The 16,330-nt window shown below is 68.1% G+C and carries 15 protein-coding genes; 8 read left to right on the top strand and 7 right to left on the bottom strand.

The annotated features are described in order from the left end of the window. The first annotated feature begins 252 nt into the window (after positions 1 to 252). The 3 genes from SFB74_RS01320 to SFB74_RS01310 are packed head-to-tail and all read left to right on the top strand — an operon-like array spanning position 253 to position 2,979. Positions 253 to 1,026 carry a ferredoxin--NADP reductase gene (locus SFB74_RS01320; RefSeq protein WP_093206758.1) on the top strand — a complete coding sequence of 258 codons (774 nt, stop codon included), beginning with the start codon at positions 253 to 255 and terminating at the stop codon, positions 1,024 to 1,026. Between the two features lie 19 nt (positions 1,027 to 1,045). Beyond that, positions 1,046 to 1,825 carry a TetR family transcriptional regulator gene (locus tag SFB74_RS01315; RefSeq protein ID WP_432728861.1) on the top strand — a complete coding sequence of 260 codons (780 nt, stop codon included), beginning with the start codon at positions 1,046 to 1,048 and terminating at the stop codon, positions 1,823 to 1,825. Beyond that, entirely contained in the window at positions 1,780 to 2,979 is a 1,200-nt protein-coding gene (locus tag SFB74_RS01310) for an amidohydrolase family protein (protein ID WP_432728860.1), read from the top strand. The genes SFB74_RS01315 and SFB74_RS01310 overlap by 46 nt, the downstream gene beginning before the upstream one ends. A 34-nt stretch (positions 2,980 to 3,013) precedes the next feature. On the opposite strand, the gene SFB74_RS01305 is transcribed toward SFB74_RS01310, so the two are convergent. Genes SFB74_RS01305 through metH form a run of 4 tightly spaced genes read right to left on the bottom strand, consistent with a single transcriptional unit; the run spans position 3,014 to position 8,973 of the window. Next, entirely contained in the window at positions 3,014 to 3,415 is a 402-nt protein-coding gene (locus SFB74_RS01305) for a GtrA family protein (RefSeq protein WP_432728859.1), read from the bottom strand. Next, a complete protein-coding gene (locus SFB74_RS01300; RefSeq protein ID WP_432728858.1) occupies positions 3,412 to 4,407 on the bottom strand; it encodes a glycosyltransferase family 2 protein in 996 nt (331 codons plus the stop codon). The genes SFB74_RS01305 and SFB74_RS01300 overlap by 4 nt, the downstream gene beginning before the upstream one ends. After that, on the bottom strand, positions 4,404 to 6,206 hold the full coding sequence (locus SFB74_RS01295; protein WP_432728857.1) for an ArnT family glycosyltransferase: 1,803 nt from the start codon (positions 6,204 to 6,206) through the stop codon (positions 4,404 to 4,406). Before SFB74_RS01295 ends, SFB74_RS01300 begins: the two co-directional genes overlap by 4 nt. A gap of 52 nt (positions 6,207 to 6,258) precedes the next feature. Next, complete coding sequence (gene metH / locus SFB74_RS01290) at positions 6,259 to 8,973, bottom strand: methionine synthase (RefSeq protein ID WP_432728856.1); 2,715 nt, start codon at positions 8,971 to 8,973, stop codon at positions 6,259 to 6,261. Between the two features lie 353 nt (positions 8,974 to 9,326). On the opposite strand from metH, the gene SFB74_RS01285 reads away from it, so the two are divergent. Both SFB74_RS01285 and SFB74_RS01280 read left to right on the top strand, forming a co-directional pair. Then, on the top strand, positions 9,327 to 10,199 hold the full coding sequence (locus SFB74_RS01285) for an esterase/lipase family protein (protein WP_432728855.1): 873 nt from the start codon (positions 9,327 to 9,329) through the stop codon (positions 10,197 to 10,199). 7 nt (positions 10,200 to 10,206) lie between these two features. Continuing rightward, a complete protein-coding gene (locus tag SFB74_RS01280) occupies positions 10,207 to 11,148 on the top strand; it encodes a lipase secretion chaperone (protein ID WP_432728854.1) in 942 nt (313 codons plus the stop codon). A gap of 42 nt (positions 11,149 to 11,190) precedes the next feature. On the opposite strand, the gene SFB74_RS01275 is transcribed toward SFB74_RS01280, so the two are convergent. Beyond that, the gene (locus SFB74_RS01275) at positions 11,191 to 11,631 is read right to left on the bottom strand and encodes a PACE efflux transporter (protein ID WP_432728853.1); all 441 of its coding nucleotides are present in this window, start codon (positions 11,629 to 11,631) and stop codon (positions 11,191 to 11,193) included. Positions 11,632 to 11,732: 101 nt separating this feature from the next. Between SFB74_RS01275 and SFB74_RS01270 the strand changes: the two genes are divergently transcribed. The 3 genes from SFB74_RS01270 (at position 11,733) to SFB74_RS01260 (ending at position 14,434) form a co-directional block, all read left to right on the top strand. Further along, positions 11,733 to 12,665 carry a LysR family transcriptional regulator gene (locus SFB74_RS01270; protein ID WP_432728852.1) on the top strand — a complete coding sequence of 311 codons (933 nt, stop codon included), beginning with the start codon at positions 11,733 to 11,735 and terminating at the stop codon, positions 12,663 to 12,665. A 33-nt stretch (positions 12,666 to 12,698) separates the two neighbouring features. Beyond that, entirely contained in the window at positions 12,699 to 13,313 is a 615-nt protein-coding gene (locus SFB74_RS01265; protein ID WP_432728851.1) for a TetR/AcrR family transcriptional regulator, read from the top strand. A gap of 86 nt (positions 13,314 to 13,399) precedes the next feature. Continuing rightward, complete coding sequence (locus SFB74_RS01260; protein WP_432728850.1) at positions 13,400 to 14,434, top strand: NADP-dependent oxidoreductase; 1,035 nt, start codon at positions 13,400 to 13,402, stop codon at positions 14,432 to 14,434. Positions 14,435 to 14,452: 18 nt separating this feature from the next. Here the strand turns inward: SFB74_RS01260 and SFB74_RS01255 are convergent, their stop codons facing one another. Further along, on the bottom strand, positions 14,453 to 15,178 hold the full coding sequence (locus tag SFB74_RS01255; RefSeq protein ID WP_432728849.1) for an SH3 domain-containing protein: 726 nt from the start codon (positions 15,176 to 15,178) through the stop codon (positions 14,453 to 14,455). 73 nt (positions 15,179 to 15,251) lie between these two features. Next, positions 15,252 to 16,304, bottom strand: a complete 1,053-nt coding sequence (locus SFB74_RS01250; RefSeq protein WP_432728848.1) for a homocysteine S-methyltransferase family protein — start codon at positions 16,302 to 16,304, stop codon at positions 15,252 to 15,254. Between the last annotated feature and the right edge of the window lie 26 nt (positions 16,305 to 16,330).

The following is a 16,330-nucleotide window of genomic DNA, read 5'->3' as shown; positions in this document are numbered from 1 at the left end:
GCCGTACGCCCGCTTGTGCATCGACTTCCGTTTGTGTAGCATTCCCTACACTTTCATGTTGCATTCACTACATCAAAGGTCAATGTAGCAAACGGGCCCGATGCTTGCAATGGTGTTTTCTCGCGGTGTTCATCGGGGTTTCTCCGACCAACGACAATGGAGGGTTCGGAGCCGGCCGGCGGCTTTCGCCCCAAAGGCGTGCACGCAGGCTCAGCCAACCTCCCAAGTTACCAACCAACTCTTGAGTTCCGTATGAGTGCATTCAGCGAAGAACGCGTCCTGAGCGTCCACCACTGGACCGATCGCCTGTTCACCTTCACCACCACGCGCGACCCGGCGCTGCGCTTCTCGAACGGTCATTTCACGATGATCGGCCTGAAGGTCAACAACAAGCCCCTGCTGCGCGCCTACAGCATCGTGAGCCCGAACTACGAGGAGCATCTCGAGTTCCTGAGCATCAAGGTGGAAGAAGGCCCGCTGACCTCGAAGCTGCAGCACATCCAGGTGGGCGACACCATCATCGTGGGCCGCAAGCCCACCGGCACGCTGCTGATCGACTACACGTTGCCGGCCAAGCGCCTGTACCTGTTCGGCACCGGCACCGGCCTCGCACCGTTCATGAGCATCATCCGCGACCCGGACACCTACGAGAAGTTCGAACAGGTCATCCTGGTGCACGGCGTGCGCCAGGTCGACGAGCTGGCCTATCACGACCTCGTGACCGACCACCTGCCCAAGCACGAGTTCCTGGGCGAGATGATCGCCAAGCAGCTGCTGTACTACCCCACGGTCACCCGCGAGGAGTTCCGCAACCAGGGCCGCATCACCGACCTGATCGAGAGCAACAAGCTCACCGACGACCTCGGCCTGCCGCCGCTGAACGTCGAGGAAGACCGCGTCATGCTGTGCGGCAGCCCCGGCCTGCTGGTCGACCTGAAGCACATCCTGGAAAAGCGCGGCTTCAAGGAAGGCAACACTTCGACGCCGGGCGACTTCGTCGTCGAGCGCGCCTTCGCCGAGAAATAAGCCGGGCCTCGCGCGCACGATGGCCGACAACAGCCGCTCCGCCTCCCACAAGCCCAAGCCGCAGCGCCGCACGGGCGTGCGCGAGGCGGCTGCCCAGGCCACGCGCGACAGCATCCTGAAGGCGGCAACCAAGGTCTTCGCCAGGTACGGCTACGACGGCGGCAGCGTGGAGAAGATCTCCAAGGCCGCGAAGTCGTACGACCGGATGATCTACTACTACTTCGGCAGCAAGGAAGGCCTCTTCATTGCAGTGCTCGAAGGCATCTACCAGCGCATGGACGACGCCGAGGCGGCCATCGCGCTCGACGCCTCGCGGCCGGTGGACGCGCTCACCGAAGTCATCCGCTTCGTGCTGGGCTACTACCGCAAGAACCCCGAGTTCGTCACGCTGCTGAACACCGAGAACCTGCACAAGGGCCGGCACATTTCGAAGTCGCTGCGCGCCCGCGAGTATTCGTCGCGCGCGGTGGCGATCATTGCGGAGATCCTGGCGAGCGGCGCCTCGCAGGGCCTGTTCCGCAAGGATCTGGTGGCACGCGACATCTACCTGCTGATCGCGTCCACGGGCTACTTCTACACATCCAACCGGCACACGCTCACCGCCTTCCTCGGTGAGCCGCTGGAGTCGCCCGAGGCCATCGCGCACTGGGAAGACTTCGTGATCGAGACGCTGCTGCGCACCGTGCGCGCGGACGCCGACGAGCCGCAGGACGACAAGAACAACTCCACCACATCCCACGAGGACACATCGAAATGGCAGAAATCGCAAGCAGCGGCAAGTCGGGCAAGGTCGTCATAAAGAACATCGGGCTGCTGCTCTCGGGCGACATCGACAAGCCCATCCTCGATGCCGACACCATCGTCGTGAACGACGGCCTGATCGTCGCGGTCGGCAAGGAAAAGGACTGCGACCTCGAAGGCGCGGTCACCGTCATCGACGCGAAGAAGACCTGCGTGGCGCCCGGCCTGATCGACAGCCACGTGCACCCGGTGTTCGGCGACTGGACCCCGCGCCAGGGCCAGCTCGGCTGGATCGACTCCACCATGCACGGCGGCGTGACCACCATGATTTCCGCCGGCGAGGTTCACCTGCCCGGCCGCCCCAAGGACATCGTCGGCCTGAAGGCCCTGGCCATCACCGCGCAGCGAGCCTTCGACAACTTCCGCCCCGGCGGCGTGAAGGTGCTGGCGGGTGCGCCCGTCATCGAGAAGGGCATGGTCGAGAGCGATTTCAAGGAACTGGCCGAGGCCGGCGTGGGGCTGCTCGGCGAAGTGGGCCTGGGTTCGGTGAAGGCCGGCTACGAAGCCAAGGAGATGGTGGCCTGGGCGCGCAAGTACGGCATCCAGAGCACGATCCACACGGGTGGTCCGTCGATCCCTGGCTCGGGCCTGATCGACAAGGACGTGGTGCTCGAGGCCGACGCCGACGTCATCGGCCACATCAACGGCGGCCACACCTCGCTGCCCGAGGCGCATGTGTGCGAGCTGTGCGAGAAGAGCTCGCGCGCCATCGAGATCGTGCACAACGGCAACGAGAAGGTCGCCATCGCGGCAGCGAAGGCAGCGCTGGAACTCAAGTGCCCGCACCGCGTGATCCTCGGCACAGACGGCCCGGCAGGCTCGGGCGTGCAGCCGCTGGGCATCCTGCGCATGGTGGCGATGCTGTCGTCGATCGCGAACATTCCGGCCGAGCTGGTGTTCTGCTTCGCGACGGGCAACACCGCGAAGATCCGCAAGCTCAACTGCGGACTCATCGAAACGGGCCGCGCAGCCGACTTCGTATTCATGGACCGGGCACAGCACTCGCCCGCGCCGGGGCTGCTCGAGAGCGTGCAGCTCGGCGACATCCCGGGCGTGGGCATGGTGATGATCGACGGCATCGTGCGCTGCGGCCGCAGCCGCAACACGCCGCCGGCGACCGAGATCCCGGTGGTCGTCTCGGGCGCGCACTGAGCACGATGCGGCGCAATGCGCCGCATCGCCGGCCTCAGCCGTTGCGGTGCGAGCGAAAGACCAGGTAGCGCGCCGACAGGAAATTGGCGCTCATGCCCGCGAGGCTGCCGAGAGCCACGCCCAGCGCCGCGGCCCAGCGGCCCTCGACCCAGTGCAGCGTGAGCACATAGGCGCCGTAGTTGAGCACCGCGCCAGCCGCCATGGTCGCCAGGTAGCCGAAGTATTCGCGCCAAATCGAAGGGTTGGCGGCCGCGCTCGCCGCGAAGGTGTAGCGGCGGTTGAAGGCCCAGGTGGTGGTGGCCGCCGCGAGAAACGAGACCACCCGAGCGGCATACCAGCCCAGCAGCGGCGCCAGCAGGTACAGCACCACGACGTCGACCACGAGCCCGATCACGCCGACGGCGGCGAACGCGAGGAACTCGCGGCCGATCTTCATCGCGAGGCCTGCTCGCGCACGCAGGGAATCGCGAGATAGCTCAGCCGCTTGGCCTCCCGTCGCCCCAGGGTGATGGCCTGCATGACGACGCCGCACACGAAGGACAGCATGGCCGCCAGCATCGCGCCGGTGGCCAGCACCGCCGTGGGGAGCCGCGGCACCAGGCCGGTCTGCATGTAGGTCATGAAGAGCGGCACGACCAGTGCGATCGACATCAGCACAAGCAGGCCGCCGATGATCGAGAAGAACTGCAGCGGCCGCTCGCTCACGAACAGCTTGCAGATGGTCTTGAGGATGCGCCAGCCGTCGCGGTAGGTCGAGAGCTTGCTCACCGAGCCTTCGGGGCGCGTGCTGTAGGCGGTGGCTTCCTCGGCATAGGGCATGCGCAGCTCGAGCGCGTGCACGGTGAGCTCGGTCTCCGTCTCGAAACCGCGCGACAGCGCCGGGAACGACTTGGCATAGCGCCGCGAGAACACGCGGTAGCCCGAGAGCATGTCGGTGAGGCCGCCGCCGAAGAGCTGGGCCACGGCGCCGGTGAGCATGCGGTTGCCGAAGCGATGGCCGGCGCGGTAGGTGTGCGCGTCCTGGCCGTCGTCCACGCGGCTGCCGACCACCATGTCGAGGTTGTCGCTCACAAGCCGTTCCACGAGGCGGCGCGCGGCGCCGGGGTCGTAGGTGGCGTCGCCATCGGTCATCACGTACACGTCGGCATCGACGTCGGCGAACATGCGCCGCACCACGTTGCCCTTGCCGCGCAGGGCCACGTGCGTGACCGTGGCGCCGGCCGCGCGGGCCACGCCGGCCGTGTCGTCGCTGGAGTTGTTGTCGAAGACGTGGATCTCGGCCTCGGGCAACGCGGCGCGAAAGCCCCGCACCACCTGCTCGATGGCCAGCGCCTCGTTGTAGCAGGGGATGACCACGGCGACGCGCAAGCCGCCGGCAGTGCCACCGCGGCCTTGCAGGGTACCGGAGGATTCGACGGTGGCGTTCATGGTGCGACGGGAAGGATACGGTAGACCCGGCTGCCGTCCTTCTGGTATTCGACGGCGAAGTACTTGTCGAAGTCGATGCGCGCGGTGAACACCGGCACCACCGAATCGGGCAGCACGATCGCCACGAAGCCCATGCCAGAGAGCTTGCGCGCAAGGTCGCCGCCGGACAGGCGCCCGAAGTCGGTGTAGCGCCACGGCCCGAGGGTGTCACCCCAGATGGGGTTGGGGCCGTAGTAGATCGCCTCGTTCAGCGCGATCTGGTAGACGCGCCCCTTGGCGTTGCGTCGCAGGTAGTCCATGACGGCATAGCCCGGCACATGCTTGCGCAGCACGGCCTCTCGGGCCTCGGGCGTGGTGGAGATCAGCGAGATCTTCACGGCCGTCTGCCGTACGGAAACGGCGGCCAGCACAGCCAGCAGCAGCACGATCACCCAGTCGCCCACGCGGGCCGGCGTGCGGCTGGTGACGGCAGCAGCCGGGACCGCGGCAGTCGCTCCGCGCAGGCGGCGGAAGCCCGCGACGATCCAGCCGAACACCACCTGCCAGCCGATGGCCGCGGTGGCCGCCAGCAGCGGGAACGAAGCCGTCAGGTAGCGCGGATAGCGCGAGGTCGCGACCCAGACGACCACGGAGTACAGGCAGAACCAGCCCGCTGCGCGCACCGCGGCGGAGCGCTTCCACAGCGGGCTGAAGGGCGCGAAGAACACCGACCAGATCAGCGCGTTGGGCAGCTCGGCGTGCACGCGCACGTCCGCAACCTGCTGCACGTAGTCGGCCGGAGTCCACTCGGTGAAGCCGAACACGCGCGCGCCGATGGGGTTGAAGGGGTCGCCCGTCATGATGGCGTTGCGTGCGTACCAGTACACGCACGGCAGCAGGAAGCAGACGAACACCACCGCCCATGCCTTGAGGCTGCGCTCCTGGCGGAAGACGAAGGGCGCGATCAGCGGCAGGAAGACCAGCGCCTGGTACTTCGAGCCCGCGGCCACGCCGAGGCAGAACGCCGCCACGCCGAGCCAGCGGATGCCGCCGTGCGTGGGCTTGCCGACCTCCGACTCGCGCCACCACCACAGCGCCACGCAGGCCGACAGCACGAAGAGCGCCACACCCATGTCGATCAGCGCGTTGGAGTAGTCGCCGAGCCCCAGCCAGATGGCCGCGCCGATGCAGGCGGTGAGCCGGTCGGCGTGCAGCATGCCCAGGCGGTAGATCATGACCACCGACAGCGCGCCGGCCAGCCCGTTGAGGAAGTGCGGCAGCACGTCGTCGCCCAGCTGCAGCGCGCCGGCGTACAGCAGGTTGTAGTTGTACGGGAACCAGGGGTAGCGCAGCCAGTCGTGGATGCCCAGCGAGCCGTGCTCCGCGACCTGCCGCGCATACGGCAGGTGGTACATCAGCTCGTCGAAGGCGATGGGCGGCGCAAGCGGCGCCGCCAGCGCGGGCAGCACGACCAGTGCCAGCGCGATCGCCGCGACACGCTCGATGTAGGACCACGGCGCGGCGGGCGCATTTGCGAGCAGAGCGCGGCGCTCGCGCAGCCACGCGGGAAGCTGCAGCGCCGCGGCCGCCACGCCCACGGCGACGAGGGCCACGGTCGCGCCGGTCTTGAAGGCCCCGAAGATGGCCAGCGCCTGGAAGGCGCAGATGAAGAAGCCCATGCCCAGCGCCACGGCCATCGCGGCTTCGAGCCCCGCGTCGCGTCGCGGCGGCGGCGCGAGGCGGCCCAGCAGCGCGCGCCCATAGCCCCAGCAGCCCGTCACGAAAACCGCCAGGGCCGCGTAGTGCGCGGCTGCAAACATCAGCTTCTGAATAACAACTCCCGGTGCCGGACGGCCACGCCGGCCGGCAGGTTCAAAGGTTGGGCGCGAGCAGGCGTTCGAGGTCGGCTTCGCTTTCCTTGCGTCGCGCGGCCTGGTCCTGTAACTGGTCGTGTCCGATCTTGCCGACGTTGAAGTACGTCGAATCGGGGTGGCTCAGGTAGAACCCGCTCACGCTGGCGGCGGGCATCATAGCGAGGCTTTCCGTCAGGCTCATGCCAATGTCCGCGCAGTTCAGAAGGTCGAACATGGGCTTCTTCACGCTGTGGTCGGGGCATGCCGGGTAGCCCGGCGCGGGGCGGATGCCGCGGTACTTCTCCGCGATCATGTCGTCGTTGCTCAGGCTTTCCTCGCTCGCGTAACCCCAGAGGTCGGTGCGCACGCGATGGTGCAGCGCCTCGGCGAAGGCCTCGGCCAGCCGGTCGGCCAGGGCCTTGAGCATGATGGCGGAGTAGTCGTCGAGGTCGTCGACGAAATACTTTTCCTTCTTCTCCACGCCCAGGCCGGCGGTCACGGCGAACATGCCGACGTAGTCCTTCACGCCGCTGTCCTTCGGCGCGACGAAGTCGGCCAGGCAGCGGCTCGGGCGCATCACGCCGTCGATTTCCTGCTTCTCGGTCTGCTGGCGCATGCCGTACCAGGTGAGCGCCACTTCGCTGCGCGACTCGTCGGTGTAAAGCTCGATGTCGTCGTCGTTCACGGTGTTGGCGGGCCAGAAGCCGATCACGCCGCTCGCGCTGAGCCAGCGGCCCTCGATGAGCCGCTTGAGCATGCGCTGGCCGTCCGCATACACGCGCACCGCCTCGGTGCCGACGATCTCGTCCTTCAGGATGGCCGGGAACGGGCCCGCCAGGTCCCAGGTCTGGAAGAACGGGCCCCAGTCGATGTACTTCGCGAGCTCGGTCAGGTCGAAGTTCCTGAACACGCGCCGTCCGATGAACTTGGGCACCGGCGGCAGGTAGTTCGCGAAGTCGACGGGCGTCTTGTTGGCGCGCGCCTTCGCGAGCGGCCACAGCGGCACCTGCTTCTTGTTGGCGTGCTGCTCGCGCACCTTGTGGTAGTCGGCGTTGATCTCGTCGATGTACGCCGTGGCCTGGTCGCTCAGCAGGCTCTGCGCCACGCTCACGCTGCGCGAGGCGTCGGGCACGTAGACCACGGGGCCCTCGTAGTGCGGCGCGATCTTCACGGCCGTGTGCACGCGGCTGGTGGTGGCGCCGCCGATCAGCAGCGGAATCTTCTTGATGCGGAAGTGGTCGTCCTTCTGCATCTCGCCGGCCACGTACTGCATTTCCTCCAGGCTCGGCGTGATGAGGCCCGACAGGCCCACGATGTCCGCGCCCTCGACCTTCGCCTTGGCCAGGATCTCGTGGCACGGGACCATCACGCCCATGTTCACCACTTCGAAGTTGTTGCACTGGAGCACGACGGTGACGATGTTCTTGCCGATGTCGTGCACGTCGCCCTTCACGGTGGCGATGATGATCTTGCCCTTGGTGCGCACGTCGCGGCCCGCGGCCTCGTCCTGGCGCTTTTCTTCCTCGATGTAGGGAATGAGGTGGGCCACGGCCGACTTCATCACGCGCGCCGACTTCACCACCTGCGGCAGGAACATCTTGCCCTGGCCGAACAGGTCGCCCACGATGTTCATGCCGTCCATCAGCGGACCTTCGATCACGTGCAGCGGACGGCCGCCGGTGGCGAGGATCTGCTGGTAGGCCTCTTCCGTGTCTTCGACGATGAAGTCGGTGATGCCGTGCACCATCGCGTGCGACAGGCGCTGGTTGACCGGCACCGGGTTCTCCGGCGTGCCGCGCCATTCGAGCTTCTTGCTGTCGTCCTTGGCGCCGCTCTTGGCGGTCTCGGCCACTTCGACGAGGCGCTCGCCGGCATCGGGGCGGCGGTTGAGCACCACGTCTTCCACGCGCTCGCGCAGGCCGGGCTCGAGGTCGTCGTACACGCCCACCATGCCTGCGTTGACGATGCCCATGTCCATGCCCGCCTTGATCGCGTGGTACAGGAACACGGTGTGGATGGCCTCGCGCACCGGGTCGTTGCCGCGGAAGCTGAAGCTCACGTTCGACACGCCGCCCGACACCTTCGCACCCGGCAGGTTCTGCTTGATCCAGCGCACGGCCTCGATGAAGTCGACCGCGTAGTTGTCGTGCTCCTCGATGCCGGTGGCAATGGCGAAGATGTTCGGGTCGAAGATGATGTCCTCGGGCGGGAAGCCCACCTCGTCCACCAGGATGCGGTAGGCGCGCTCGCAGATCTCGATCTTGCGCGCGTAGGTGTCGGCCTGCCCCTTCTCGTCGAAGGCCATCACCACGGCGGCGGCGCCGTAGCGCTTCACCAGCGTGGCCTCGTGCTTGAACTTGTCGACACCCTCCTTCATGGAGATGGAGTTGACGATGCCCTTGCCCTGGATGCAGCGCAGGCCCGCCTCGATGACTTCCCACTTCGAGCTGTCGACCATCACCGGCACGCGCGCGATGTCGGGCTCGCTGGCGATGAGGTTGAGGAAGCGGACCATCGCGGCCTTGCTGTCGAGCATGGCCTCGTCCATGTTCACGTCGATCACCTGCGCGCCGTTCTCGACCTGCTGGCGCGCCACGGCCAGCGCTTCTTCGAACTGGCCGTTGAGGATCATGCGCGCGAAGGCCTTGGAGCCCGTGACGTTGGTGCGCTCGCCGATGTTGACGAACAGCGTGCCTTCGCCGATGGAGACCGGCTCCAGGCCTGAAAGCTTCATGGGAGGCGGCATTGGGGAAGACATGGTTGGACTCGGGGGCAAAAGCGGTTATTCGTGCGCGGGTTGGGGCGAGTCTATCGCCCCCGCATTCGCCGCAGCTACTGCAGGAGTAAGTCCGAATCATGAAAGGGAAAGTCCGGATCGATCCGGTCCCGTCGGTTTCGCAGAATGAAAAGTGCACGCTCGTTCTTTTTTGCGTGCCCCCCAAACCGATCAACCCACAAAAGGGAGTTCCGATGATTCGACTGAAGAGGATTGCGGCTTCGAGGACAAGGACGACGGGCAGGAAAGGCGGCGCGGCCCGGCGAACGGCCGGCGCGCTCCTGGTGTGCGGCATGCTGGCGCTCGCACCCATGACGCAGACGGCCCAGGCGGCCAGCACCAGCGCGCAGACGGCCTATCCGATCGTGCTGGTGCACGGCATGCTGGGCTTCGACACCATCGCCGGCATCGACTACTGGTACGGCATTCCCGGGGAGTTGCGCGCCCAGGGCGCCAAGGTCTTCGTCGCGGAGGTGGCGGCCACCAACAGCAGCGAGGTGCGCGGCGAGCAGCTGCTCAAGCAGGTCAAGGACGTGCTGGCGCTCACCGGCGCGAGCAAGGTCAACCTGATCGGCCATTCGCACGGCGGCCCGACGGCGCGCTACGTCTCAGGCGTGGCGCCGCAGCTGGTGGCCTCGGTCACCACGGTAGGCAGCCCGCACAAGGGCAGCAAGGTGGCCGACGTGCTCGGCAACACGCTGCCGGACGGCAGCATCAGCCGGGCCGTGGTGGTGAGCGTGGTCAACGCGTTCTCCAGCCTCATCGGCATTCTTTCGGGCAACAACACGCCGCAGAACGGGCTGGGCGCGCTGGATTCGCTCAACACCGCCGGCTCGGCGAAGTTCAACGCCAAGTTCCCCGACGGCGTGCCCACCACCGCCTGCGGCAACGGCACCGAGCTGGTCAACGGCGTGCGGTACTTCTCCTGGTCGGGCACCCAGCCGCTGACCAACGTGTTCGACGCCTCCGACTACGCACTGTCGCTGACGAGCGTGGTGCACGGCGAGCCCAACGACGGGCTCGCATCGGCCTGCAGTTCCCACCTGGGCACCTACCTCGGCAGCTACCGGCAGAACCACCTGGACGAGGTGAACCAGCTGCTCGGACTGCGCGACCTGTTCTCGGTGAGCCCGGTGACGCTGTACGTCAACCAGGCGGCGAAGCTGAAGCAGCTCGGCCTCTGAAGAGACCATGCCCACCAGGCTCCTGCGCCCGCTCATGGCAGCCGGGGTGGTGGTGGCGGTCGCGGGTGCCGCGTGGTGGTGGCAGGCCGACAGCACGGAGGCACCGGCTTCCTCGGCCACTGCCTCCACGATGCCTGCGGCCGGCCCTGCCACCGCTCCTGAAGTTTCCGCCGCAGCCCCGGGCGGAAGCAGCCACGCCCCCGACGCGCTGCTGACGCCCAACCTGCTGCGCATCTTCGAGCAGATGCTCGACGGCAGCCAGGCCCGCGACAAGGAAGGCCTGATGGCCGAGATGCGCGCGAAGATCGACAAATACCTGCCACCCGAGTGGCGCGTGCGCGCGCTGGGCCTGCTGGAGCGCTACATCGACTACCGCAACGCGCTCGAGGCGCTGCCTGCGGCCAACATCGGCGATCCGGCGGGGCTACGCAGGATCCTCGACGCCCGCGCCGGCATCCGCTCGCGCTACTTCGCGCCGGAGGAGGTCGAGGGGCTGTTCGACGCCGAGGAGAAGTTCGACCGCTTCAGCGTCGAGAAGCTGGAGATCGAGCGCAACGCGAACCTCACGCCCGAGCAGAAACGCCAGGCTCTGGCGAAGACCGAGGAAACCTGGCTCACGCCCGAGCAGCGCGCCGACCGCACCGCCTCCGTCGCGCAACTGGCCGTGGGCGAGCAGACCGCCGCGCTGGAAGCACGTGGCGCCAGCCCGCAGGAGCGGTTCGAGGAGCGCTCGAAGCAGTACGGCTACGAAGCGGCGCAACGGCTCGCGACGCTCGACCAGCAGGAGCAGGACTGGCAGGGCCGCCTCTCGCGCTATGCCGCGGCCGACGAGGCCACGCGGGCGCAGCTGCAGGCAGAGCTCTTCACGCCGCAGGAGGCGCTGCGGCTGCAGGCCGCGCTGGAAATGCGGGCCGCCGGGCAAAAGAAAAAGGCGGCCTCGCCGCCTTGATTTCTGCCCTGCCCCGTGTGCGTGTGCGTGTACGTGTGGCGATCAGGCCGCCACAGGCACCTTCGCCGCGGCCGAAGCCGGCAGGCCGAACACGCGGTCGAAGGCCCAGTTGAAGACGAAGGTGTAGACCAGGAAGAAAAGCACCAGCCCCAGGTCCATCACCAGCGCCTGCCAGAGCGAGACGCCCAGGCCCCAGGCGAACATGGGCACCAGGAAGGCGATCAGGCCGCCCTCGAAGCCGATGGCGTGCGCGATGCGGCGGCGAAGGCTGCGTCCGCGCACGGCCTGGCGCGACTCCCAGCGCTCGAAGAGCGAGTTGAAGACCAGGTTCCAGATCACCGCGATGACCGAGGCGGCCACCGCCAGAACGCCCGAATGGCCCAGGCCCGCGTCCGTCATCAGGGCCAGGCCGGCGCTGGCGGCCACGATGGCGATGCCTTCGTAGAGGCTGATGTAGACGATGCGACGCTGAATCCCTTGCATGGCTTTCTCTCTGTGTTCGTTGATGCGATGACTGGACTTTATTTGTCATTGGCTGATATAAAAAGTTAACTTGTTTCAGTTTTATTGATAGGTCAGCTGCCATGGCTTTTTCCAGCGACAACGTCGAAGTCTTCCTGGCCGTGATCGACCACGGCTCCTTCTCGGCCGCCGCGCGGGCGCTGCGCCGGGTGCCGTCGGCAGTGAGCATGGCCATCGCCAACCTCGAGGCCGAGCTCGACCTGGCGCTCTTCGACCGCAGCGGCCGCGAGCCCCAGCCCACGGCCGCCGCGCGCTCGCTCGAGCCGCAGGCGCGCTTGCTGGCGTCGCAACTCAGGCAGCTGCAGGTGCAGGCGCTGGCGCTCACGCAGGGACTTGAAGACCGGCTCACGCTGGCCATCGCGCCCGAGCTGCTGGCCGCACCGTGGACCGGGCCGCTGTCCGAACTGGCGCGGGAACATCCGCTGCTGCAGGTGGAAGTGCTGGCGGCACCGCAGGCCGACGCACTGGCGCTGCTGCACAGCGGGCGCGCACAGCTCGCGCTGGTGTTCGAGCGCCCCAGTCTCGACGGACGCGAGGGCTTCCAGGAAGTGGGCAGCGAGCTCATGGTTGCGGTGATGGCGCCCGACCACCCAGTGCTCGCCGCCAACGGCGGCCGTCTGCGCGAGGACCACCTGACCAACACCCGCCAGATCGTCGTGGCCGGCCGCGACCTCGCCACCAGCGACCCGCGCTTCGTGTTCGCGCGCCACGTCTGGCGCTCCGACAACGCGCTGGCCGCGCTGAGCCTGATCACCGCCGGGCTGGGCTGGGGCTGGCTGCCGCGCAACTTCGCGCGGCCGCACGTCGCGGCTGGCGCACTGGTCGAGATTCCGTTCGAGAACCTCAGCAACGGGCTGGACCTGTGGGTGGATGTGGTGTGGTCACGTGAGCGCCCACTCGGCCTGGGAGCCCAGCATTTCGTGAATCTGATCGCCAAGGGACGGGCTGCGGCGGGCGAATGCAGCCCGAAGGTCAGCGGGGATCCGTCGCACTAGACGACTGGTCTAATTGCCGCTAGAGTGCGGCCCATGAACGCGATCGCTCCCATCACCGACGTCCGCCAGCACATCCTCGACGTGGCCCATCCGCTGCTGCTGCGAAAGGGTTTCACCGGCGTCGGGCTGGCCGAGGTGCTGGCGGCGGCGAAGGTGCCGAAGGGTTCGTTCTATCACTACTTCGGCTCCAAGGAAGTCTTCGGCGAGGCGGTGCTGGAAGCCTATTTCACCGAGTACCTGGGGCGCACCGATGCCCTCCTGACCGAAGGCCCGGGCACCGCCGCCCAACGGCTTGTCGCCTACTTCGACGACTGGCTCGACTCGCAGACCGGCGAGGAGGCGCAAAGCCGCTGCCTCGTCGTCAAGCTCGGCGCGGAGGTCTGCGACCTGTCCGAGAGCATGCGCTCGGCGTTGGCGCGCGGCACCGGCGGCATCACCGATCGTCTCGCGCGCTGCATAGAGGCCGGCCGGGCCGACGGCTCGATCAAGGCGATGCCGCAGGGGCAGGACGCCCAGGGCGTCGCCGTCGCGCTCTACCAGCGCTGGCTCGGCGCCAGCCTGCTGGCCAAGATCACGCGCGACCGCTCGTCGCTGGACGCAGCAATGCGAGACACCCGGCAACTGCTGGGCCTGTCTTCGGACCACTGAAACCCACCAGGCGGGAGGCGTGCGCGCTCCCGCTTTTTTCGCCCACTCACTAGACGACTGGTCTATTAATCAAGGAGCCATGACCCATGTCCCAGAGCAACGTCAACCGCCGCATCGTCCTCGCCGCCCGGCCGCGCGGCCTGCCGACGCCGGAGAACTTCCGCCTCGAGGAAACCGCCGTTCCCACGCCCGGCGAAGGCCAGGTGCTGCTGCGCACGCTGCACCTGTCGCTCGATCCGTACATGCGCCAGCTGATGGACGAGGTTCCGCCGCTGTACGCGCCCTCCTCGGTGCAGCTGGGCGAGGCGATGCCGGGCGGCACGGTCAACCGCGTCGTCGCCTCCCGGAATCCGCAGTTCCACCCCGGCGATCTCGTGCTCGGCAACGCCGGCTGGCAGGACTACGCGCTGACCGACGGCCAGGACCTGATGCCGCTCGGCGACATGGCGCAGCCCTCGCTGGCGCTGGGCGGGCTCGGCATGCCGGCGTTCACCGCGCATGTCGGCCTGCTCGACATCGGCCAGCCGAAGCCGGGCGAGACCGTTGTGGTGGCCGCGGCGACCGGCGCGGTCGGCTCGGTGGTCGGGCAGATCGCGCGGCTCAAGGGCGCGCGCGTGGTCGGCATCGCGGGCGGCGCGGACAAGTGCCGCCACGCGGTCGAGACACTGGGCTTCGACGCCTGCATCGACCGTCACGACCCGGAGTTCGCATCACGCCTCGCGGCCGCCTGCCCCAATGGCATCGACGTCTATTTCGAGAACGTCGGCGGCGCGGTGTTCGACGCGGTGCTGCCGCTGCTCAACGTCGGCGCGCGCGTGCCGGTGTGCGGGCATATCGCCGACTACAACAGCGAGTCGCTGCCCTCCGGCCCCAACCGGCTGCCGCTGCTGATGGCGGCGCTGCTGCAGAAGCGCATCCGTATGCAGGGCTTCGTCATCCTCGACCACTACGGCGAGCGCTTCGATGCCTTCCGGCGCGAGATGGACGAATGGGTCGCCGCCGGGCAGATCACGCTGCGCGAGGACCGCATCGACGGACTGGAGAACGCGCCGGCCGCATTCATCGGCCTGCTGCAGGGGCGCAATTTCGGCAAGCGCGTGGTGCGCGTCGCCGGAGATTGACGACGAACGGGCCGGCCCTCAGTGCCGGTGCCGGCCGCCATGGCCACCGCCGCGACCATCCCCATGGCCGCCTCCGCGATGCCCGCCCCCGCCGGGGTGCGGATGCGGCATGCCCGGCGGCGGCCCCGGACGGAACCCCGGCTGCGGGCGCGGAGGCCTGACACCCGGATCGACCGGCGGACGAACGCCGGGCGGATGCGGAGGCCGGAAGCCCGGCCCGGGCGGCGGACGGAACCCCGGACCGGGTGGACGGAAACCGGGCCCCGGCTGCCAAGGATGCGGCTGCCACCCCGGACGCACCGGCGGCGGCGGACGCCAGCCCGCCACGGGCGGCGGAGGCGGCCGATTGCCCCACCAGCGCCGGTCGCCGTACCAGGGCCGGTCGCGGTAGTAGTCGGCCCAGTAGCTGCCGATCGCGAAGCCGATGATCGGCACGCCGATCAGCGCGCCGTAGCTGACCAGCGGCACGCGCTGCTCCTGGTAGGCGTAATCGAGATTGCGCGCCCAGACCCAGCCGCGCCCGCCGTCGGGCAGCACCACGTCGCACCAGCCGTAGCCGCTGGTGCAGCCGACCACTTCGAGCGGCTGGCCCGGTCCAAGTCGCGCCACCAGCGGATAGTCGCCCGAGGGCCCGGCGCGCAGGTTGACCGCGCCACGGGTGAAGGCCTGCTGCGCCTGCGCCGCGAGCGGAAGCGCCAGTGCGAGCGCGCCGACGGCGGCCCAGCGTTGTGCGAGTGAGTTCATGGCAAGGCTCCTTGCACCCAGCCTAGGCCGGGGGCTGGAGCCCGTCAATCGGCCGCGGGCGCGACCGGAGCGCTCAGGCTGCTTCCTTGTAGAAGCCGGCGGCGTTGCTTCCCAAGGCTCGCCCGGCCATCGGCGCCACGGCCTTGCCGATGGCCGCGATGTGGTCCGGCGTGGTGCCGCAGCAGCCGCCCACGATGTTCACCAGCCCTTCCGACGCGAACTCGTGCAGCAGGCGCGAGGTGACATCGGGCGTCTCGTCGAAGCCGGTGTCGCTCATCGGGTTGGGCAGGCCGGCGTTCGGGTAGCAGCTGATGAAGGTGTCGCCGGCCACGCGCGCCAGCTCCTGGATGTACGGGCGCATCAGCGCCGCGCCCAGCGCGCAGTTCAGGCCGATGGCCAGCGGCTGCGCGTGGCGCACGCTGTGCCAGAAGGCGGTGACGGTCTGGCCGCTGAGGATGCGGCCCGAGGCGTCGGTCACCGTGCCGCTGATGATGAGCGGCAGGCGCTGCCCGCTGTTGTGGAAGTACTCGTCGACCGCGAACAGCGCGGCCTTGGCGTTGAGCGTGTCGAAGATCGTCTCGACCAGGATCACGTCGGCGCCGCCCTCGACCAGCGCCTCGGTCTGCTCGTAGTAGGCCGCGCGCAATTCCTCGAAGTTGACGTTGCGCGCGCCCGGGTCGTTCACGTCGGGGCTGATGCTCGCCGTCTTGGGCGTCGGGCCGAGGGCGCCGGCCACGAAGCGCGGCTTGTCGGGCGTGCTGAACTTGTCGCAGGCCGCGCGCGCCAGCTTCGCGGATTCGAGGTTCATCTCGCGCGCGAGGTGCGCCATCTTGTAGTCCTCCTGCGCGATGGTGGTCGCGCCGAAGGTGTTGGTCTCGATCAGGTCGGCGCCGGCCGCGAGGTAGCCCTCGTGGATGTCGCGGATCACGTCGGGCCGCGTGAGCGACAGCAGCTCGTTGTTGCCCTTGATGTCGCGGTCGAAATCCTTGAAGCGCTCGCCGCGGTACTGCTCCTCGGTGAGCTTGAAGCGCTGGATCATCGTGCCCATGGCGCCATCGAGGATGGCGATGCGCTTGGCGAGGATGCCGGGCAGTGCCTGGCCGCGGGTATAGACGAGGGGCTTCATAGGCCCCGATTGTAGGAAGAGGCCCT

Source organism: Variovorax xiamenensis, assembly GCF_050916385.1.
GTDB lineage: Bacteria > Pseudomonadota > Gammaproteobacteria > Burkholderiales > Burkholderiaceae_C > Variovorax.
This window is presented reverse-complemented; position numbering and strand designations above follow the sequence as displayed.